The 21086-nt window shown below is 65.2% G+C and carries 18 protein-coding genes; 14 read left to right on the plus strand and 4 right to left on the minus strand.

Translation table 11 applies throughout. The features are described 5' to 3' along the window. Window positions 1-279: 279 nt before the first annotated feature. The 6 genes from M2361_RS24450 to purU all read left to right on the plus strand — a co-directional run bounded on the left by M2361_RS24450 (window position 280) and on the right by purU (window position 5474). Entirely contained in the window at window positions 280-1488 is a 1209-nt protein-coding gene (locus M2361_RS24450) for an MFS transporter (RefSeq protein WP_259252665.1), read from the plus strand. Window positions 1489-1492: 4 nt separating this feature from the next. Then, the gene (locus tag M2361_RS24455; RefSeq protein WP_404976440.1) at window positions 1493-2155 is read left to right on the plus strand and encodes a gamma-glutamylcyclotransferase; all 663 of its coding nucleotides are present in this window, start codon (window positions 1493-1495) and stop codon (window positions 2153-2155) included. 117 nt (window positions 2156-2272) lie between these two features. Beyond that, entirely contained in the window at window positions 2273-2902 is a 630-nt protein-coding gene (pdxH, locus tag M2361_RS24460; RefSeq protein WP_259252396.1) for a pyridoxamine 5'-phosphate oxidase, read from the plus strand. 39 nt (window positions 2903-2941) lie between these two features. Beyond that, window positions 2942-3466, plus strand: a complete 525-nt coding sequence (locus M2361_RS24465; RefSeq protein WP_050448957.1) for a flavin reductase family protein — start codon at window positions 2942-2944, stop codon at window positions 3464-3466. After that, window positions 3463-4572 carry an NAD(P)/FAD-dependent oxidoreductase gene (locus tag M2361_RS24470; protein ID WP_259252397.1) on the plus strand — a complete coding sequence of 370 codons (1110 nt, stop codon included), beginning with the start codon at window positions 3463-3465 and terminating at the stop codon, window positions 4570-4572. The genes M2361_RS24465 and M2361_RS24470 overlap by 4 nt, the downstream gene beginning before the upstream one ends. Before the next feature lie 47 nt (window positions 4573-4619). Continuing rightward, on the plus strand, window positions 4620-5474 hold the full coding sequence (gene purU / locus M2361_RS24475) for a formyltetrahydrofolate deformylase (RefSeq protein WP_259252398.1): 855 nt from the start codon (window positions 4620-4622) through the stop codon (window positions 5472-5474). An 11-nt stretch (window positions 5475-5485) separates the two neighbouring features. Here purU and M2361_RS24480 read toward each other — a convergent pair whose 3' ends face one another. Beyond that, the gene (locus M2361_RS24480; RefSeq protein ID WP_259252399.1) at window positions 5486-6397 is read right to left on the minus strand and encodes a LysR family transcriptional regulator; all 912 of its coding nucleotides are present in this window, start codon (window positions 6395-6397) and stop codon (window positions 5486-5488) included. A 114-nt stretch (window positions 6398-6511) separates the two neighbouring features. On the opposite strand from M2361_RS24480, the gene M2361_RS24485 reads away from it, so the two are divergent. From M2361_RS24485 to M2361_RS24500, 4 genes are all read left to right on the plus strand, one after another. Beyond that, window positions 6512-8212 carry an acyl-CoA dehydrogenase family protein gene (locus M2361_RS24485; RefSeq protein ID WP_259252400.1) on the plus strand — a complete coding sequence of 567 codons (1701 nt, stop codon included), beginning with the start codon at window positions 6512-6514 and terminating at the stop codon, window positions 8210-8212. Window positions 8213-8262: 50 nt separating this feature from the next. Beyond that, the gene (locus M2361_RS24490) at window positions 8263-9246 is read left to right on the plus strand and encodes a tripartite tricarboxylate transporter substrate binding protein (protein ID WP_259252401.1); all 984 of its coding nucleotides are present in this window, start codon (window positions 8263-8265) and stop codon (window positions 9244-9246) included. A 12-nt stretch (window positions 9247-9258) separates the two neighbouring features. Further along, window positions 9259-10371, plus strand: a complete 1113-nt coding sequence (locus M2361_RS24495) for a CaiB/BaiF CoA-transferase family protein (protein ID WP_259252402.1) — start codon at window positions 9259-9261, stop codon at window positions 10369-10371. 634 nt (window positions 10372-11005) lie between these two features. Continuing rightward, window positions 11006-12412: an APC family permease gene (locus tag M2361_RS24500; RefSeq protein WP_259252403.1), complete on the plus strand. Its 1407-nt coding sequence runs from the start codon at window positions 11006-11008 to the stop codon at window positions 12410-12412. Window positions 12413-12421: 9 nt separating this feature from the next. On the opposite strand, the gene ggt is transcribed toward M2361_RS24500, so the two are convergent. Continuing rightward, entirely contained in the window at window positions 12422-14179 is a 1758-nt protein-coding gene (ggt, locus tag M2361_RS24505; RefSeq protein ID WP_404976441.1) for a gamma-glutamyltransferase, read from the minus strand. A gap of 114 nt (window positions 14180-14293) precedes the next feature. Here ggt and M2361_RS24510 point away from each other — a divergent pair, with 114 nt between their 5' ends. After that, entirely contained in the window at window positions 14294-15199 is a 906-nt protein-coding gene (locus M2361_RS24510) for a LysR family transcriptional regulator (protein WP_259252404.1), read from the plus strand. A 114-nt stretch (window positions 15200-15313) separates the two neighbouring features. Here the strand turns inward: M2361_RS24510 and M2361_RS24515 are convergent, their stop codons facing one another. After that, window positions 15314-16306 (minus strand): tripartite tricarboxylate transporter substrate binding protein BugE, encoded by a 993-nt coding sequence (locus M2361_RS24515; RefSeq protein WP_100852998.1) that lies wholly within the window; start codon window positions 16304-16306, stop codon window positions 15314-15316. Window positions 16307-16550: 244 nt separating this feature from the next. Here M2361_RS24515 and M2361_RS24520 point away from each other — a divergent pair, with 244 nt between their 5' ends. Further along, complete coding sequence (locus tag M2361_RS24520; protein ID WP_259252405.1) at window positions 16551-17444, plus strand: AEC family transporter; 894 nt, start codon at window positions 16551-16553, stop codon at window positions 17442-17444. A 137-nt stretch (window positions 17445-17581) separates the two neighbouring features. Here M2361_RS24520 and fumC read toward each other — a convergent pair whose 3' ends face one another. Next, window positions 17582-18976 (minus strand): class II fumarate hydratase, encoded by a 1395-nt coding sequence (gene fumC, locus M2361_RS24525; protein ID WP_259252406.1) that lies wholly within the window; start codon window positions 18974-18976, stop codon window positions 17582-17584. Window positions 18977-19137: 161 nt separating this feature from the next. On the opposite strand from fumC, the gene tsaE reads away from it, so the two are divergent. After that, on the plus strand, window positions 19138-19677 hold the full coding sequence (tsaE, locus tag M2361_RS24530; RefSeq protein WP_259252407.1) for a tRNA (adenosine(37)-N6)-threonylcarbamoyltransferase complex ATPase subunit type 1 TsaE: 540 nt from the start codon (window positions 19138-19140) through the stop codon (window positions 19675-19677). Continuing rightward, on the plus strand, window positions 19605-20978 hold the full coding sequence (locus M2361_RS24535) for an N-acetylmuramoyl-L-alanine amidase (protein WP_259252408.1): 1374 nt from the start codon (window positions 19605-19607) through the stop codon (window positions 20976-20978). Before tsaE ends, M2361_RS24535 begins: the two co-directional genes overlap by 73 nt. Window positions 20979-21086 lie beyond the last annotated feature (108 nt).

The raw sequence follows: 21086 nt of genomic DNA on the forward strand, positions 1-21086 counted from the left end.
ACGGGAAAAAAATACTAGGGCGGCGCCGCGCGGCGCCACGCGCATCTGATTGTTCCGTTGCGAGAACGATACAACGGCAGCGGTCCGCGGGTGAAACCCGCCGCCGGCGCCCGCCGCCATCATGCCGCCAACCTGCCGCATCTTGCACCGTAAGCGCGCGACTTGGCCCCTAGATGGCGCCTATCTTGTTAACACGCGCAGGAACTTTATGCGGCACTGCAAAAAAAGCGCGCCTCGACATAGGGGGACGATACGAACAGAATGAATGCAGTTAACGCCGTGTCTACCTCCAACAGATCCCCCTCCTCGCCCTCTGGTTCCCCGGAATTTTCCGGGGCGGTGCTGCTGTGCCTGCTGGCGATGATGAACCATGTGGCGTTGACGGGCGGACGGATCACCGTGTCGTTGACGGCCCTGCAAATGGGGCTGTCCACCTTCAAGGTAGGCATGCTGGTTGCCGTGTTCGCGGTGCTGCCGATGCTGTTTTCGGTGCGCGCGGGACGCTGGGTTGACCGGGTGGGCATCGTGCGCCCGCTCGTCATCGGCACGTCATTGGTGGCGATCGGCACCGCTTTGCCGTTTATCTCGCAAACACAGACGGCCTTGTTGATTGCGTCCTGCTGTATCGGCATCGGCTTCATGCTGCATCAGGTGGCCACCCAGGATCTGCTGGGCCACGCCGAACCCGTGCAACGGATGCGCAACTTCTCCTTCCTGTCCTTGGCGCTCGCCGCGTCCGGATTTTCGGGGCCGCTGATCGCCGGGCTGGCCATCGACAACCTGGGCACGCGCACCGCATTCGGCCTGCTGGCGCTGGGCCCCATCCTGTCCGGTATCGGCTTGTATGCCTTGCGTCACCAATTGAAGGCCGTGGATTCGCAACTGTCGGGCGCCAAGGAAGCGCAGCGCCGCCGGGTGACCGAATTGCTGGCGGTGCCCGCCCTGCGCCGCATCCTGATGGTCAACACCATTTTGTCCGGCGCGTGGGACACGCATTTGTTCGTGGTGCCGATCTTTGGCGTGGCGATCGGGCTGTCCGCCACTACCATCGGCGTCATTCTGGCGTCCTTCGCGGCGGCAACGTTCGTTATCCGCCTGGTATTGCCGCTGATCATGCGCCGGGTGCGTTCGTGGACGCTGGTGCGGGTGGCCATGGCCACCGCCGCCATTGACTTCATGCTTTACCCGCTGTTCACCGACGTTACCGTCCTGATCGTGCTGTCGTTCATCCTGGGGCTTGCCTTGGGGTGCTGCCAACCGAGTATGCTTTCCCTCTTGCACCAGCACAGTCCGCCCGGGCGCGCGGCCGAAGCCGTGGGCTTGCGCATGGCGCTGATCAACGGCTCGCAGGTATCGCTGCCGTTGACCTTCGGCGCGCTGGGTGCGGTAATTGGCGTCGCCCCGTTGTTCTGGGCCTATTCGCTGGCCTTGATGGCGGGCGGCTGGGCCAATCGCAATCCCCCGCTCGAATCTGAACGGAAACCGTAGAGCTTTGACCATGCAGTCCTCTCCCCCCGCCTCCGGCATTGCCGGCGCCAGCCTGCCCTTCCGTCTTTGGACGCCAGAGGAAAGGCAGGCTTCGCTGGATGACGCGCTGCGCCATTGGCAAGCCGGGGACGACGTCTGGGTATATGGGTACGGATCACTGATCTGGCGCCCTGATTTCGACTTCATGGAGCGCCGGCTGGCGACTCTGCGCGGCCATCACCGGGCGCTGTGCCTGTGGTCGCGCGTGAACAGGGGCACGCCGGAATGCCCGGGCCTGGTGTTCGGCCTGGACCGTGGCGGCTCGTGCCGGGGGGTGGTCTACCGCCTGGCCGGCAACCAGGTGCCCACCTATTTCCCGGCGCTTTGGGAGCGCGAGATGTCCACCGGCGCCTACCTGCCCCGCTGGATCAACTGCACGACCGACGCCGGCCCCGTTCGCGCGCTGGTGTTCATCATGAACCGCGACAACCCCGCCTACATCCGCGCGCTGCCCGACGCCGAGCTGCTGGCCATCGTGCGCCGCGCGGCCGGTCGGTACGGCCCCTGCACCGATTACGTGGTGCAGACGGCCCAGGCGCTGCGCGCCGCCGGCATCCATGACGCCCGCCTGGACGCCATCGCGCGGTTGCTGGAAGCAGACGGACACACCCTGCCGGAAGGCGCCTGAGCGCGCCGCTGGTCGCCACCAGGCGGAAAACATGCCCGAGACTGCGCGGGGTCAATAAGGGAGCGACCGCGCGGGCGGTATAAACTCCCTGTTATCCACGCTGAATCCCACGCCTCCATGTCCGTCTCCGATCTGCGTCAAAGCTACGAAAAGAACGTCCTGTTGGAAAGCCAGGCCGCCGCCTCGCCGTTCGAGCAATTCACCCGCTGGTTCGACGAAGCCCTGGCCGCCAAGGTGCCGGAACCCAACGCCATGACCCTGGCCACGGTTGACGCCAATGGCCAGCCCAGCGCCCGCATCGTCCTGATCAAGGGCTTTGACGAGCGCGGCTTTACGTTCTTCACCAACTACGAATCCCGCAAGGGCCAGGACCTGCTGGCCGAACCGCGCGCCAGCCTGCTGTTTTTCTGGCAGCCGCTGGAACGCCAGGTCCGCATCGAAGGCGTGGTGGAGAAAGTCGCCCCCGAGGAATCGGATGCGTACTATCACAGCCGCCCCGCCGGTTCGCGCATCGGCGCCTGGGCCTCGCCCCAGAGCCAGCCCATTACCCGCGAAGCGCTGGAAGCCCGTGAAAAGGAATTCCGCGAACGTTTCGGCGCAGAACCGCCGCGTCCGCCGCACTGGGGCGGTTACCGCCTGAAGCCCACCGCCATTGAATTCTGGCAAGGCAGGCCCTCGCGCCTGCACGACCGTCTGCGCTATGTTGCCGACGGCTCGGCCTGGAAGATCGAACGCCTGTCGCCCTGATGTCGGGCGCCCTGTCGCGCCCGCCCAATTACCGATTGCATGCCCGCCTCCTCCCCTGATTTTGACGCCGCTTTTTTCCGCACCGCGCTGGGCCGCTACGCCACCGGCGTAACGGTCGTGACGGCCGCCGGGCTTGATGGCGCCCCCATCGGCCTGACGGTCAGCTCGTTCAATTCGGTATCGCTGAACCCGCCGCTGATCCTCTGGAGCCTGTCGCGCGCCTCGTCGTCGCTGGCAATCTTCGAGCAATGCGAACGGTACGTGGTCAACGTGCTGAGCGCCGAGCAGATCGCGCTGGCGCGGCGCTTCGCCACTGGCAAGACGCCCGACCGCTATGCCGGCCTGACGGTGCACTACGCGCCGGGCGGCACGCCGATGCTGGACGGCCATTGCGCCGCCTGGTTCGAATGCCGCAACCGCAGCCGCTACGAAGAGGGCGACCACATCATCATGGTGGGCGAGGTGGAACGCTGCGGCCACAGCCACGAGCCGCCGCTGGTATTTCACGCGGGCGGCTTCGACCTGACGCCGGCCGGCACACGCTCTGAAAGGAAAGCACCATGAGCGCGGATGTGGATTGCATCGTGATCGGCGCGGGCGTGGTCGGCCTGGCCATCGCGCGCGCGCTGGCGCAGTCTGGCCGCGAAGTGCTGGTGACCGAAGCCACCGAGGCCATCGGCACCGGCACCAGCTCGCGCAATTCCGAAGTCATCCATGCCGGCATCTACTACCCCGCGGGTAGCCTGAAGGCGCGCCTGTGCGTGCGCGGCAAGCATCTGCTGTACGCCTATTGCGCCGAACGCGGCGTGCCGCACAAGCGCCTGGGCAAGCTGATCGTCGCCACCGACCGCGACCAGGCGGCCCAGTTGGAAGGCATTGCGCAGCGCGCCCGCGCCAATGGCGTTGACGACCTGCAATTCATCTCGGGCGAAGAAGCCATGCGCCTGGAACCGGCGCTGCAATGCACCGCCGCGCTGGTGTCGCCGTCCACGGGCATCGTGGACAGCCATGCCCTGATGCTGTCGTTCCAGGGCGACGCCGAAAACGCCGGCGCGCAGTGCGTCTTTCACACGCCGCTGGTGTCTGGCCGCGTGCGCCCCGAAGGCGGCTTCGAGCTGCAATTCGGCGGCGATGAAGCCATGACGCTGACCTGCAACGTCCTGATCAATTCAGCCGGGCTGCAAGCGCCCGCGCTGGCCCGCCGCATCGACGGTGTGCCGCCGGCCAGCATCCCCACCGACTACCTGTGCAAGGGCAGCTATTTCACCTTGTCCGGTCGCGCCCCGTTTTCGCGCCTGATCTACCCCGTGCCGCAACACGCCGGCCTGGGCGTCCACCTGACGCTGGACCTGGGCGGCCAGGCGAAGTTCGGCCCCGACACCGAGTGGATCGGCACCGAGGACTACACGCTGGACCCGGCCCGCGCCGATGTGTTCTATGAAGCCGTGCGCAGCTACTGGCCGGCCCTGCCCGACAACGCGCTGGCGCCAGGCTATACCGGCATCCGGCCCAAGATCTCGGGCCCGCACGAACCCGCCGCCGACTTCGTCATTGCCGGCCCCGCCGTGCATGGCGTGCCCGGCTTGGTGAACCTGTTCGGCATTGAATCTCCCGGGCTGACCTCAAGCCTGGCCCTGGCGGAAGAAACCCTGGCGCGCCTGGCCGCCTGATTCCGCCCATCCCCCCCTTTATCCTTACCCTGGCCTATTCCCGCACCATGCAGCACAACGACTACATCCTGACCCTGTCCTGCCCCGACCGCACCGGCATCGTCTACCGCGTCAGCGGCCTGTTGTTCGAATTGGGTTGCAACATCCTGGATTCGCAGCAGTTCGGCGACGAGGAAACCGGCCAGTTCTTCCTGCGCGTGCACTTCGACTTGCCCGTGGCCGTGAACCCCGACGACCTGCGGGCCCGGCTGGATACGCTGTCGGCGGATTACGGCATGGACCTGAAGCTGCACGACGCGCGCCGCAAGCAGCGCCTGTTGATCATGGTCAGCAAGCAGGGCCACTGCCTGAATGACCTGCTGTTCCGGGTGCATAGCGGGCATTTGCACGCGGAAGTGGCTGCGATTGTGTCGAACCACAACGACTACGCCAGCCTGGCCGCGTCCTACGGCATTCCGTTCCACTACCTGCCCGTAACGCCGGACACCAAGGCGGAACAGGAAAAGCAGGTGCTAGCGATTGCCGACCAGTCCAACACCGACCTGGTGGTGCTGGCCCGCTACATGCAGATTTTGTCGGCGGACATGTGCCGCGCGCTGAACGGCCGCGCCATCAACATCCACCACAGCTTCTTGCCCAGCTTCAAGGGCGCGCGCCCGTATCACCAGGCGCATGCACGCGGCGTGAAGATCATTGGCGCCACCGCGCACTACGTGACGTCGGACCTGGACGAAGGCCCGATCATCGACCAGGACATCGAACGGGTCGACCACACGATGACGGCGGCCGACCTGACCCAGGTGGGCAGCGATATTGAATCGCTGGTGCTGTCGCGCGCGGTGCGCAGCCATGTGGAACACCGCATCCTGCTGAACCGCAACAAGACCGTGGTGTTCCGCTGATTCGTTGATCTTCAGTCGGACGCAGCCTGCGCCGCGTCCGGTGGAAACTGGCGTTCCACCAGCGCCATCGCCCTTTGCTGCAAGGGCGTGCGCGCGCCGGCGTGCCAAATCACCTGGCTGATCGAGCGCGCTTCATGCGCGAAGGTGATGAAGCGCGTGCCGGCCAACCCGCTGCGCGACAGGCAGGCCGGCACGATCGACACGCCCAAGCCCTGCGACACCAGCGACGCCACGCTTAGCCAGTGGCGCACTTCGTGCCGGATCACCGGCATGAAGCCCGCCGCCACACACATGGACAGCACGGTTTCGTAATAGCTGGGGGACGCCGCGCGGGCGAAAAAGACAAAGTCATCGCTAGCCAATTCGGCAAGACGTAGCGACTGGCGCCCGGCAAGCGGATGGGAGTCCGGCAGGCACACCACGAACGGCTCGGCGATCAGGTCGCGCGCCAGTACCTCGTCGGGCACCGGGTTGGCGTGGATGAAGCCCAGGTCCTGTTCACCGCGCCGCACGGCTTCAATCTGCTCATGCGAATTAAGTTCGGTCAGCACGTGCTCAACGTCGGGCAACTCGGCCCGCATCGCGTTCAACAGCGTCGGCAAGCCGCGATACAGCATCGACCCCACGAAGCCGATGCGCAGCCGGCCCCGCAAGCCCGCGTCCACCCGCTGCACCAGCGTGCGCACCTCTTCTGCCTGCCGCAATAGCGTCAGGGCCTCGCGGTACAGCACGTGGCCCGCGTCGGTCAGTTCCACGTGCCGGCTGGTACGCGCCAGCAGGCGGGCGCCGACGTTGTCTTCCAATTGGCGGATGGCGTAGCTGAGCGGGGGTTGGGAAATATGCAGCCGCGTGGCGGCGCGGCTGAAGTGGCGCTCTTCGGCCACCGCGATGAAGTAGCGCAAAAGGCGCGGGTCCAGATCCATGGTCTCCCCTTATCTATATTTTTTATGGATTGTTCTACACAAAATCGGTATTTGCATAGATTAATGTACCCACGCAACATCGGCCATCTTCCCCGTTTTCCGCAGGATGCCGCCATGGATGCCCCCGCCCACCCCGTTGCCCCCGCCGCCACGCCCGTTCCGGATTCACGCGGCCTGAATCTGTTCAGCGCGGACCCCTATGCCGCCGCCCTGAGCCAGCGTTACCTGCCCGCCGCGCTGCACGCGCATCTGCTGCCGCACCTGGAACGGCTGGGCGGCTTGGCAGGCGGCGTGATGGACGAACTGGCCGCCACGGCGGACAAGCATCCGCCCACCCTGTCGGTGCGCAGCCGCGCGGGCGCGGACGAGTCCCGCGTCGACAAGCATCCCGCCTATGTGGAACTGGAACGCCTGGCCTACAGCGAATTCGGCCTGGCCGCGCTGTCGCATCGTGGCGGCGTGCTGGGCTGGCCGGAACCCATGCCGGCCAGCGCCAAGTACGCGCTGAGCCACCTGTTCGTGCAGGCGGAATTCGGCCTGTGCTGCCCGGTCAGCATGACGGATTCGCTGGCGCGCACGCTGCGCAAGTTCGGCGACCAAGCGCTGGTCGAGCGCGTGCTGCCGCAAGTCACCACCCAGGATTTCGACGCGCTGCGCCAAGGCGCGATGTTCATGACGGAACAGGGCGCGGGGTCGGACGTCAGCGCCACGGAAGTGACCGCCGAAGCGCAAGCCGACGGCACCTGGCGCATTCATGGCGACAAGTGGTTCTGCTCGAATCCCGACGCGGGCTTTGCCATGGTGCTGGCGCGCAGCGAGCCGGAGCCGGGCCTGAAGGGCGTGTCGCTCTTCCTGCTGCCGCGCGACCTGGACGATGGCAGCCACAACCACTACCGCATCCTGCGCTTGAAGGACAAGCTGGGAACGCGCTCGATGGCCAGCGGCGAGATTCGCCTGGAAGGGGCCGTAGCCTGGCTGGTGGGCGAACGTGGTCGCGGCTTCAAGCAGATGGCCGACATGATCAACAATTCACGCCTGTCCAACGGCATGCGCGCGGCCGGGCTGATGCGCCGCGCGGTCACCGAAGCGATCTACGTGTCGCAGCACCGCCGCGCCTTCGGCAAGCGTCTGATCGACATGCCGCTGATGCAGCGCCAACTGGTCAAGATGACGGTGTGGGCCGAACAAGCGCGCAGCGTCATGTTCCAGACGGCGCGCGCGCTGGCGGACGCCGATCAGGGCATGGCCGACCCGGCGCTTGCCCGCATCCTGACGCCGCTGATCAAGTTCCGCGCCTGCCGCGACGCCCGCAAGGTGACGGGCGACGCGATGGAAGTGCGTGGCGGCTGCGGCTATATCGAGGAATGGACCGAGCCTCGCCTGGTGCGCGACGCGCATCTGGGCTCCATCTGGGAAGGCACCAGCAACATCGTGGCGCTGGATGTGCTGCGTTCCATCAAGAAAGAAAATTCGCTGCCCGCCTTGCGTGCCCACATCGACCAGTTGCTGGCGGCGGGCGTGCCCTGCCCGCCCGCCCTGGCCGCGCTGCAAGCAGACGCGCTGGCCAAGAGCTTTGCGCTGGCCGAGCAGGCGGCGGCAGGCGACCATGACGAACTGGCCCGCCAGGCCGCATCACTGCTGTACCACGCCGTGTCCATGGCCGCGCTGCGCTGGGAAGCCACGGGCGCCGGGCTGGAAAGCCGCGCGCAACTGGCCGACCAGGTGCTGCTGCACCGCCTGGCGCCGCGCGACCCTTACGCCATTCCCCCCAACGAAAGCGCGGCCTGCCAGGCCATCTTGCAGTACGCGCTGTAATCCGACGCCGGCGGCACAGCCGGCGCGCCTTCCCCACAGGAGACACCACCATGAAACGCATTCTTGCCCCCTTGCTGCTGGCCGCGGCCACCGCCGTCATGCCAGCCACGTCCGCGCTGGCGGCCGACGCCTTTCCCAGCGCCCGCCCCATCACGCTGATCGTGCCGTTCCCGCCCGGCGGGCCGACCGACGCCATGGCGCGCCGCCTGGCCGAGAAGCTGCGCGAGCCACTCAAGCAAAACGTGATTGTTGAAAACCGCAGCGGCGCGGGCGGCAATATCGGATCGGAATACGTGGCGGGGGCCAAGCCCGACGGCTACACGATTCTGTTCGGCACGTCCGGCCCGTTGGCCATCAACGTCAGCCTGTACAAGAACCAGGGCTACAACCCCGAGACCAGTTTCGCGCCCATCATCCGCCTGGGCCATCTGCCCAACATCCTGGTGGTGAACCCGTCAGTGCCGGCCAACAACGTGCAAGAGCTGATCGCCTACGCCAAGCAGAACCCCACCAAGCTCAGCTATGCCTCGTCGGGCAACGGCGCGTCGTCGCACCTGGCCGGCATCCTGTTCAACAAGATGGCGGGCACCGACATCATGCACATTCCCTACAAGGGCACGGGGCCTGCGCTGAACGACCTGCTGGGCGGCCAGGTGTCCATGTCGTTCACCGACATCCTCACGGCTTTGCCCCACGTCAAGGCCGGCAAGCTGCGCGCCATCGGCCTGGCCAGCGCGCAACGCTCGGACGCGCTGCCGGATTTGCCCACCTTGTCCGAGCAAGGGCTCAAGGGCTATGACGTCAGCGTCTTCTTCGGCATCGTCGCGCCCAAGGGCACGCCGGCCGACGTGGTGAATACCTTGAACCAGGCGTTCAAGGTTGCACTGTCGGACCCCGCCGTCGAGCAGGCGCTGCGCTCGCAAGGCATCGTGGCGGCCAAGGACCAGACGCCGCAAGGCCTGGCCGACTTCATCGCCGCCGAAGTGCCCAAGTGGCGCGAGCTCATCAAGAGCGCCAACGTTTCCATCGACTGAAGCAGAGATTCCATGGCCCCTACTCTTCCGAACGCCGGCGCACTGGCCGGCTGCAAAGTGATCGACCTGTCGCGTGTGCTGGGCGGCCCGTACTGCACGCAGATACTGGCCGACCACGGCGCCGACGTGCTGAAGATCGAGCCCCCGGGCGGCGACGAAACCCGTGGCTGGGGCCCGCCCTTCCTGGGCGACACGGCGTCGTACTTCATCGGCGTGAACCGCAACAAGGAAGGCATGACGCTGGACTTGTCGCAGCCTGCCGGCCAGGAACTGCTGCGCCATCTGCTGGCCGACGCCGACGTGCTGGTTGAGAACTTCAAGCCAGGCACGCTGGAAAAGTGGGGGCTGGGTTATGACAGATTGAGCCAGGCCTTTCCCAAGCTGGTGCATTGCCGCGTCAGTGGCTTCGGCGCCGATGGCCCCTTGGGCGGGCTGCCCGGCTACGACGCCTGCGCGCAAGCCATGTGCGGCTTGATGAGCGTGAACGGTGAAGCCGACGGCGAGGCCACGCGCGTGGGTCTGCCGGTAGTGGACATGGTGACCGGGCTGAACGCCGCGGTCGCCGTGCTGCTGGCGTTGAACGAACGCCATCGAAGCGGGCTGGGCCAATTCCTGGACATCACGCTGTACGACTGCGCGCTGTCGCTGTTGCACCCGCACGCGGCCAATTTTTTCTACAGCGGTAATGTGCCCAAGCGCAGCGGCAACGCGCACCCGAACATCGCGCCGTACGAAACACTGCCCACCGCCAGCGGCCCGTTGTTCCTTGCCGTGGGCAATAACCGCCAGTTTGCATTGATGGCGCAGGTGCTGGAAGCGCCGGGGCTGGCGGCGGATGCGCGCTATGCGACAAATGCCGATCGTCTGCAAAACCGGCAAGCCTTGCGCGATGAATTGTCGGCGTTGTTGGCAAGCCAAAACGCGGCCGCGCTGGCCGACCGCCTGCTACGCGCAGGCGTCCCCGCCGCCGCCGTGCAAACGGTGGACCAGGCCTTGGCGCACCCGCACACGAAGCATCGCGGCATGGTGCTGGAGCAAGGCGAATACAAAGGCGTAGGCTCGCCCATCAAGCTATCGCGTACACCGGCTAGCCTGCGGAAACTGCCACCAGAATTGAAGGCGTGAATCGATGGGTTCCGCGCGAATCGCACTTGGTTTTTTCTGACCTGCCTCTCGCGCTGCACCCATCCTACGAACCCCAATCGGATATGAATCGTAGGATGGGTGCAGCGCGCGGGAAAAATCAGAAGAACGCTGAAGCCGTTCGCGCGAAACCCATCATGCAGCACAGGAACCAGCGCTAATCCAGCCACACATCGGTGTGGCCATGGCACCCCAATCTCCGCCACTGCTTGATGGGTTTCGCGCGATCCGCACTTGGGTCTTTCTGCCCTGTCCTCTCGCGCTGCACCCATCCTACGAATCCCAACCGGATATGAATCGTAGGATGGGTGCAGCGCGCGGGAAAGATCAGAAGAACGCTGAAGCCGTTCGCGCGAAACCCATCATGCAGCGCTTGAACCTAGCGCTAATCCAGCCACATCGGTGTGGCCATGGCACCCCAATCTCCGCCGCTGCTTGATGGGTTTCGCGCGATCTGCACTTGGGTTTTTCTGACCTGCCTCTCGCGCTGCACCCATCCTACGAATCCCAACAACTAAGACATTTCGTTGCACCGCTGTAGCACTGTCTGCACCCTCCTCGCCTTAGACTTTTCGGGTCGCCTCCCCCCCAAGTCCAAGAAAGAGGAGAAAAGAATATGGCCACGAACGAAACGACTGCCCCTTCCACAACGGAGCATGCGCCGCTCAAGCGCGTGATGGGCGCCAAACTATTGTTGCTGTTCATTGTTGGCGACATTCTTGGTACTGGCGTGTATGCATTGACCGGCCAGGTGGCCGCCGAAGTCGGCGGCGCGGCGTGGGTGCCTTTCCTGGTGGCTTTCGCCGTGGCGTTGCTGACCGCGCTGTCCTACCTGGAGCTTGTCACCAAGTACCCCAAGGCCGCCGGCGCGGCGCTCTATGTGCACAAAGCCTTCGGCGTGCACTTCCTGACCTTCATCGTTTGCTTCACCGTCATGAGCTCGGGGCTGACATCCGCCGCCACGGCTTCACAGGCTTTTGCGGCCAACCTGTTCGCGGCCTTCGGTATCGAAGCCGACAAAGCCTGGATCACGTTCGGCGCGCTGGGCTTCATGCTGCTGGTGATGTTGGTGAACCTGCGCGGCGCGGCCGAAAGCGTCAAGGCCAACGTCGTGCTGACCCTGATCGAACTATCGGGCCTGTTGATGGTGATCTTGCTGGGCTTCTACGCCATGGCGGGCGGGCAGGCGGATTTCTCGCGCGTGATCGCGTTCGACACGCCCGAGGACAAGAGCGTATTCCTGGCGGTCACGTCCGCTACCGCGTTGGCGTTCTTCGCCATGGTGGGCTTTGAGGATTCGGTCAACATGGCCGAAGAAACGCACGAACCCAGCCGCATCTTTCCCAAGGTCATGCTGACCGGCTTGGGCATCACCGCCGTGATCTACGTGCTGGTGTCGATCTGCGCGGTGGCGCTGGTGCCGGTGGGCGAATTGGCCAAAAGTTCCACGCCGCTGGTGCTGGTGGTCAAGCGCGCCGCGCCGGACTTGCCGGTGGAATACATCATGCCCGTGATCTCGATGTTTGCCGTGGCCAACTCCGCGTTGATCAACATGATGATGGCCAGCCGCCTGCTTTACGGCATGTCGCGCCAAGGCGTGCTGCCGTCGTTCCTGGCGCACGTGCATCGCAAGAACCAGACGCCCTGGACGGCCATCCTGTTCACCACCGCGCTTGCCTTTGGCCTGATCATCCTGGTGGCCCTGGCCGATTCGGAAGCCATCCGCGCGCTGGGCGGCACCACGGCGTTGCTGCTGCTTGGCGTGTTCGCCTTCGTCAACGTCGCGGTGCTGGTCCTACGCCGCGACGAGGTCAAGCACGAACACTTCCGCATCAACCGCATCATTCCGTGGCTGGGCGCGGCGGCCTGCCTGTTCCTGGTCACGCCGCTGACCGGCCGCGACGTCATCCAGTATCAAGTGGCGGGTTGGCTCTTGCTGCTGGGGGTGGTGATGTGGGGCGTGACCTATCTGGCGCGTCGCAAGGAAGCGCGCATGGAAATCGACCCGTCCGCGCTGGAATAAAACGCCGGCTCAACCGCCCTTCGCCAAGCCTTCACGGCGCGGGTCCGCCCCGCCTTGCAAGCCCTTGGCGTCGATGACAATGCCATGGATGCCGCTGGGGAATTCGGTGATGCGCACCGGGTGCCCCATGGCTTCCAGGGCAGGCGCCAGCGCTTCCAGCGCCGTGCCTTTTTCCAGTTCCGTTTCCTTGTTGCGGCTGCCCATGTTGGGCAGCGCAATCGCGGCCTGGATGTCCAAGCCCCAATCCAGCACGCCCACAATCGTCTTGGCCACGTAGTTGATGATGGCGCTGCCGCCCGGCGAACCCACCAACATCACGGGCTTGCCGTCACGCAACACGATGATCGGCGCCATCGAACTGCGCGGCCGTTTGCCCGGTTCGACACGGTTGGCCACCAGCCTGCCTTCAGGGTCCTTGAACGACGAAGAGAAGTCCGTCATTTCGTTGTTCAACAAAAAGCCGCGCACAAAAATCTTGCTGCCGAATTCGCTTTCGATGGTGGTCGTCATGGACAGCGCATTGCCTTGCTTGTCCACCGCCACCAGATGGCTGGTGGACGGCAGCTCCAGCGCGTTGTCGCGGCCCAGCGTCAGCAGCTTGCCTTCCGGATCGCCCGGCAGCGCAACCTTCATGCTGCGATCCGGCTGGATCAACGCACCGCGCGCGCGCAGATAGGCCGGGTTCAGCAGTGCGCGTACCGGCACATCGACGAAGTCCGGATCCGCCACATAGAAATCTCGGTCAGCGAACGCAAGCCGGCCGGCCTCGGAAAAGTAATGCACCGCCTGCACCGAACCCGGCGCATACGTCGACATCGGATACTGTTCCAACTCGCCCAGCATCTGCAACACGGCGATGGGACCGCTGCTGGGCGGCGCCATCCCGCACAGTTGGTAGCCGCGATACGCGCCGCACACCGGGTCGCGCGTCTTGGCGCGGTAGTTCGCCAAGTCCGCCAGGCTCAGGTCGCCGGGCGTGGCGTGGCCGTGCACCGCCGCCACGATGTCGCGAGCGATATCACCTTGGTAGAACGCATCGGCGCCCTGCGCGGCAACCGCGCGCAAGGTCCGCGCGAACTCTGGGTTCTTCAACACATGGCCCACCGGCCAGGGCGAGCCGTCCGGCCCATAGAAGTACGCGGCTGCGGCCGTCTGTTTCGGCAGCTCCTTGTTGCCCGCCAGCAGCGTATGCAAGCGCGGCGACACGGCAAAGCCTTGTTCGGCAAGCCGGATGGCGGGCTGGAACAAGTCGGCCCAGGGCAGCACGCCCGCCTCCTTGTGCGCTAGTTCCAGGCCGCGCAGCAAGCCCGGCACGCCGACCGCCATGCCGTTGTTCACGGCCTGCGCAAAAGGCAGCGGCTTGCCCTCGGCGTCCAGGAAGCGATCCGGGCGCGCTGCGGCTGGCGCGGTTTCGCGGCTGTCATAGGTTTGGATGCGACCGGTCTTGGCCGAATACAGCACGAGGAACGCGCCCCCGCCAATGCCTGACGATTGCGGCTCAACCAGATTCAATACCAACTGCGTGGCGATGGCGGCATCCACCACCGAGCCGCCCGCGCGCAGCATGTCGTCGCCTGCCTGCGTGGCCAGCGGGTTGGCGGACACCATCATGTACTGCGGCGCGCGGACCAGTTCGCGCGCCTGGGCGCCGCTGGCCGCTTCGGGGTTGAGATCCTCAACCGCCGCTGGGGTTCGCGCCCAAACGGCCGGCATGGCGGCCAGGGTGGCGGCAAGAAGAATGGCGGCGGCGTGGCGGCAAGCGCGCATGGTCAACTCCAAGGTGGCGCCGGCATGCCGGCAGGCGTTCATCATCGGCCCGGGTGTCCCGCGCCGTCAACCCGACATAGAATCGCGGTTCCGGTCCCTCTTCCCTGCCCTGACATGCGCCTGCGCCACATCGAGATTTTCGAAGCGATCCGCCGTACCGGATCCCTGACCGAGGCCGCCGCCGCGCTGCATATCTCGCAGCCCGCCGCCAGCAAACTGCTGGCGCACGCCGAAACCCAACTCGGCTTCAAGCTGTTTGAGCGCGTGAAGGGTCGCCTGGTTGCCACGCGCGAGGCCGAAATCCTGACGCCCGAAGTCGCGCGCCTGAATCAGGACTTGAACAGCGTGCGCCGGCTGGTCGCCAGCCTGCGCGACCGGCCGAACGGGCATTTGCGGCTGGGCTGCGCGCCCGCGCTGGGGCTGGGCTTGCTGCCCGACGTGGTGCGCGAAAGCCGCGATGCGCAACCCGGCATCACCTTCGACATCCATACGCATCACAGCGCGGAACTGGTGCAGGGTTTGTTGACGCGCGAACTGGACCTGGCCATTACCTTCGACACCAACGACTACCCCGGCCTGACGCGCATGGGCCTGGGCCATACCGAGCTGGTGCACCTGAGCCGCAGGCCCGCCACCGGACCGATGCGCCTGTCTGAACTGGCCGACCCCAAGGGCGATACGCTTATCGTGCTGGACGCGGGCGATGCCTCGGGCGCGCTGCTGCAGATGGCGTTGGATGCGCAAGGCCTGGCGCCACAAGTGGCTATTCAGGTGCAGACGCATTACGTGGCCTGCGCGCTGGTCGACGCGGGCTGCGGCGACGCCATCGTCGACGCCATCACCGCCCAGGCCATGCTGCGCCCCGGCATGAGCCTGCGCCGCCTGGACCCCGCGCTGCGCGTGCCGATCAGCATCATGGTGCGCAACCAGGACCCCTTGTCCGCCCTGCACCGCGACCTGATCGACCGGCTGCGCGCCGCCTGCGCCGCGCGCATGGCCTCGCTGGACACGCCCGCGTGAGGGACGCGACGTCGCCAAAATAAACGCCACCAAAATAAAACGGGCGCCTTGAAATTCAAGGCGCCCGTTTTTATTGGCGTTGGAAACCGGCCCACGGGCCGGCCCCATGCCGCATCAATCCAGCTTGATGTTTTGCTTCTTCACGACGTCTTGCGCCCAATCAAACTGCTCTTTGATTTCCTTGGCGAACTCTTCCGGCGTGTTGCCCGACGGCGCCGAACCTTGGTCGTCCAGCGCCTTGATGACCTTCGGGTCCTTCAGGGCCACGACAGCGGCGTCGCGCAGCTTGTTCACGACTTCCATCGGCGTGCCCTTGGGGGCCAGCAGGCCGTACCAGACCGGCTGGTTCAGCACCGGGAAACCGGCTTCCTTGAACGTGGGCACACCCTTGATCGAGGAGATTTGCTCAGGCCAGGCGATGGCCATGGCGTGCAGCTTGCCCGCCTGGATCTGCGGCATCGACGACGGCAGGTTGTCGAACAGGATTTCGATCTGACCGCCGACGGCATCCGCCACGGCCGGGCCCGAACCCTTGTACGGCACGTGCACGATGTCGGTGCCCGTGGCCATCTTGAACGACTCGCCCATCAAGTGCAGCACGCCGCAAGTGCCCGAGCTGCCATAGGAGTACTTGCCCGGGTTCTTCTTCAGTTCTTCGATGAAGCCCTTGAAGTCCTTGGCCGGGAACTTCGGGTTCACGGCAACCACGTTGGCCGTGTTGGCGAAGTTGGTGACCGGCTGGAAGTCCTTGATCGGGTCGTACGGCAGGTCCTTCGGACGGCAGGCCGGGTTGACGGCCATGGTCGACACCGTGGCGATGGACAGCGTGTAGCCGTCGGCATCGGCGCGCGCGGCTTCCGACGCGCCGATGGCGCCGCCTGCGCCACCCTTGTTTTCCACAACCATCGGCTGGCCAAGTTCCTGGCTCATGCGCTGGGTCACCAGGCGCGCGATGATGTCGGTGGAACCGCCCGGCGCGAAAGGAACGATCACGCGGATCGGCTTGCTGGGGTACTTGTCGGCGGCATGCGCGACGGAGGCGCCAAGCGTGCCGGCGGCGCCGGTCGCCACGGCGATAGCCAAGGCCAGGGAGCGAACTTTATTCATAGGTGTGTTTCCTCCAAGAGTGCGAGCCCGTATGTAAACGGACCGTTTTGAGATGGTCTCGTCTGTAGACGGGCCAGCAGATAACGGTGGGAGCGCATTGCTTCTGTGCAGCGTGTGTGGCGCTGCTTTTATGAATTGCTTGTGGCAGACGCGCCCGCCAGAATGACGGAGAATAGCAGCAAATGCTTACACCCGCATAGCGCGCCGATCCCGGCCCGCGCCCCTACAAAAACACCCTGGTCCCATGTCGGTTGCCCTTCTGGTTTTCCCTGATTTCATGCTGGTTGCGCTGGGTTGGGCGCTACGTCACAAGCTGGGTTTTTCACGCGAGTTCTTTGCGGGCACCGAGCGCCTTGTGTACTTCGTGCTGTTCCCCGCGCTGCTGTTCCAATCCATTCTTCGTACCCCCATCACGGCCGGCAACGCCGTCCTGCTGCTGCAGGCCACGGCGGCCGTGATCGTGGCGGGCGTGGCCATGGCGTGGCTGGCGGGCCTGGTGCTGCGGCCGTCCTCGCTGGGGCTGGCGTCATCGGCGCAGTGCGGTTACCGCTTCAATACCTATATCGGGCTGGCGCTGTCGGCCAGCCTGGCCGGTTCGCAAGGGCAGACGGTGATGGCGTTGATCGTCGGCTTCGCGGTGCCCATGGCCAACGTGGCCGCGGTCTACGGGCTGGCGCGTCACAACGGCGGCAATCTGCTGCGTGAACTGGCGCGCAATCCACTGGTTGTCTCAACCCTGTTGGGGCTGGCCTGCAACCTGGCCGGCTTGCAACTGCCCGGCCCGGTGGACACGGTGCTGGCGCGCCTGGGCGCGGCGGCGTTGGCGCTGGGCATCCTGTGTGTGGGCGCCAGCCTGGCGTGGGAAGGCGGCAAGGGCTACGGCGCATTGATCACATGGATGCTTGCCGTGAAGCTCGTGGCGCTGCCCGCGGTGGCCCTGGGCGTGGCGCGCCTAGTGGGCCTGCCCCCGCTGGAAGCGCGCATGCTGCTGCTGTTTGCCGCCTTGCCCACCGCGTCCGCCGCCTACGTGCTGGCCATGCGCATGGGCGGCGACGGGCGGATGGTGGCGGTGCTGATTTCGCTGGGCACGCTGTTCTCGGCCGCCACGATTCCGCTGTGGCTGATGCTGACCGCGTAGGCTGGATCACTGCAAAAAAATGGCCGCCCATCAAGGGCGACCATCTGGGGCGGGCATCTATCGCAGCCATCTAGGGCTGCCATCTGGGGCTGCCATCTGGGCGCCCCCCGCGGCAACAGCGGCCGCGGTCGTGCCGATTACGACTTGTGCGCGTTGGTCATGGACCCAGGCACCACCCATTCGGCGAACTGCGCTTCGGTCACGTAACCCAGCGCCAGGGCCGATTCCTTCAGCGACAAGCCTTCCTTGTGTGCCTTCTTGGCAATCTGCGCGGCCTTGTCGTAGCCGATGTGCGGGTTCAGCGCCGTCACCAGCATCAGGGAACGATCCACCAGTTCGGCGATACGTTCGTGGTTGGGCTCGATGCCGGCCGCGCAATGCGCATTGAAGCTGGCCATGCCGTCGGTCAAGAGGCGCACCGATTGCAGGAAGTTGTGGATCACCAGCGGCTTGAATACGTTCAGTTCAAAGTTGCCGCTGGCGCCGCCGATATTGATGGCCACGTCGTTGCCCAGCACTTGCGCGGCCAGCATGGTGATGGCCTCGCACTGCGTCGGGTTGACCTTGCCCGGCATGATGGAGCTGCCCGGTTCGTTTTCCGGAATGCTGATTTCGCCCAGGCCCGAGCGCGGGCCGCTGGACAGCCAGCGCACGTCGTTGGCGATCTTCATCAGGCCGGCCGCCAGCGACTTCAACGCACCGTGCGCGAACAGCAGCGCTTCGTGCGAGGCCAGCGCCTGAAACTTGTTGGGCGCCGACACAAAAGCCGTGCCCGTGGCATGCGCCAGATCGGCCGACACCTTGGCGCTGAATTGCGGATGCGCGTTCAGGCCCGTGCCCACCGCCGTGCCGCCGATGGCCAGTTGATGCAAGCCGGGCAAGGTCGCGCGGATCTGCTGCTCAACCAGGTCCAGTTGCGCCACATAGCCCGACAGTTCCTGGCCCAGCGTCAACGGCGTCGCGTCCTGCAAGTGGGTACGGCCGATCTTGACGATGTCATAGAACTCGGCGCTTTTCTCGGCCAGAGTCCCGCGCAACTGCTTCAGCGAAGGCAGCAGGTGATGCTCGACTTCGACGGCAGCCGCCACATGCATGGCGGTCGGGAAGGTGTCGTTGGACGATTGGCCGCGGTTGACGTGGTCGTTCGGGTGCACCTTGCGCGCTTCACCCCGCACGCCGCCCAAGATTTCGGACGCGCGGTTGGCCAGCACTTCGTTCATGTTCATGTTGCTTTGGGTGCCCGAGCCCGTTTGCCAGACCGACAGCGGGAATTCGTTGGGCCATTTGCCGGCGATGACTTCGTCGGCCGCGCGGATGATGCCGTCGGCGATCGTCGGATCCAGTTCGCCGAGTTCGGCGTTGACCTTGGCGGCCGCGCGCTTCAAGCGGGCCATCGCGTTAACCAGCGGCACAGGCATTTTTTCGGTGGAAATCGCGAAAAAATGCAGCGAACGTTGCGTTTGGGCGCCCCAGAGGTGATCCTCGGGGACTTCGATGGGTCCAAACGTGTCTTTTTCGATGCGGGTCTTCATGGCGCGTACAACTCCGTGGCGGCTGTCAGTCGCAAGTGGCGGTGTCCGCCCGAAGCGACAATTGAGAATAGCAATCACTTATAAGATTAGCAGAAACCCGCATTCCTATAATTGCGGCAATCCGTGATCTCTCCACCGTTTTTTACCACTCGCCCCGCGCCATGTCCGCCCCTCTTTGCACCCTGACCTTGCACCTGCCCGACGAAGCCGCCACGGAATCGCTTGCGCGCCAGCTTGCCCCCTTGGTTTCAGGGGGACAGACTGGTCCCGCGGGCGCTTGCATACACCTGCAAGGAGACCTGGGCGCGGGCAAAACAGCCTTCACCCGGGCCCTGTTGCGCGAATGCGGCGTGACGGGCCGAATCAAAAGCCCCAGCTACGCGCTGCTTGAATCCTATAAAGTTTTTAACTTATACTTCTATCATCTTGATTTTTATAGATTTAGTGATTCGCGCGAATGGTTAGACGCAGGATTTCGGGATTTACTGCGTGAAGACGCGGTGGTTTTGATCGAATGGCCAGAGCGGGCCGAGGGCCTTTTGCCCCCTCCCGACTTGCTCATTTCCCTGGCATATGCCGATGACGGCCGCGACGCCACCCTGACCGCGTACACCGCTCGAGGACAAACATGGTTGAACGCGATTGTCCCCCCGCCCCAGACGGCGCCCTTCCCTCCGCAGGCGCCACCCGGCGCCGCCTGATCAGCGTCGCCGCCACGCTGCTTGTCTTGCCGGTCCTGCCCCGTTTGGCGCAGGCGGCAACGATTCTGGCTGTCCGGACGTGGCCGGCCGACGAATACACCCGCGTCACGCTGGAGCTCGACAGCGAGCTCAAGGCTGAACAATTCACGCTGGAAAATCCCCACCGGCTGGTGGTCGACATCGAGGGACTGACCCTTAGCTCCGCCTTGAATGACCTGGTGTCCAAGGTCCGGCCCGACGACCCCTATATCCAAAGCCTGCGCGTGGCGCAGAACCGCCCGAACGTGGTGCGGCTGGTGTTCGACCTGAAGCAGCCCGTCGCGCCTCAGGTGTTCACGCTCAAGCCCGTGGCCGACTACCAGTACCGTCTGGTGCTGGACCTGTATCCGAAGGTCGCCCAGGATCCGCTTATCGCGATCCTGAACCAGAGCGGCCCCGACGTCGACGATCCGCTGGCGCGCATCCTGGAAGATATCCAGCGCAATCCGGTCACCCGTGCCGACCCGCCCGAACCTCCGCGCGTGCGCGGGCAGCAACCCGCCCCGCCGCTGCCGACCGCGCCCAAGCCGCCTACCGGCACCGCCAGCCGCGGCAAGCAGCGCACGCTGACCATCGCGCTGGACCCGGGCCACGGCGGCGAAGACCCGGGCGCCATCGGCCGCAGCGGCCTGCGCGAAAAAGACGTGGTGTTGCGCATTGCGCGACGCCTGAAAGCGCTGATCGACAGTCAGCCTTACATGCGCGCCTACCTGACCCGCGACGACGATTACTTCGTGCCGCTGCATGTGCGCGTGCAGAAGGCGCGCCGGGTGAATGCCGACCTGTTCATCTCGATCCACGCGGACGCCTGGGTCAAGCCGTCGGCCAATGGTTCATCGGTGTTTGCGCTGTCGCAGCGTGGCGCCACCAGCGCTCAGGCGCGCTGGATGGCTGACAAGGAAAACGCGGCCGACCTGATCGGTGGCGTCAACCTGGGCAGCCACGACCGCCAGGTCGCCAAGGTGCTGCTGGACCTGTCCACCACCGCGCAGATCAATGATTCGCTCAAGGTCGGCAACGCCTTCCTGGACGAGATCAAGAAGATCAACCGTCTGCACAAGAACAGCGTCGAACAAGCCGGCTTCGCCGTGCTGAAAGCGCCGGACATTCCGTCGGTTCTGGTTGAGACCGCCTTCATCAGCAATCCGCAGGAAGAAGCTTTGTTGCGGAGCAATTCGCATCAGGACAAGCTGGCACAAGCCATGATGACCGGCATCCAACGCTACTTCACCGCAAACCCGCCGCTGGCGCGGCTGGGGTGATATCAGCGCGCTGCTGATAGGTTACGTCGTTCATGTGGGTGGTGCATTGTCCGCTCCACCGCTGCTTGATGGGTTTCGCGCGGCATACGGTGGTGTTCTTGCAACCGC

The organism is Achromobacter sp. JUb104 (assembly GCF_024806975.1).
Taxonomy (GTDB): Bacteria; Pseudomonadota; Gammaproteobacteria; order Burkholderiales; family Burkholderiaceae_B; genus Achromobacter; species Achromobacter spanius.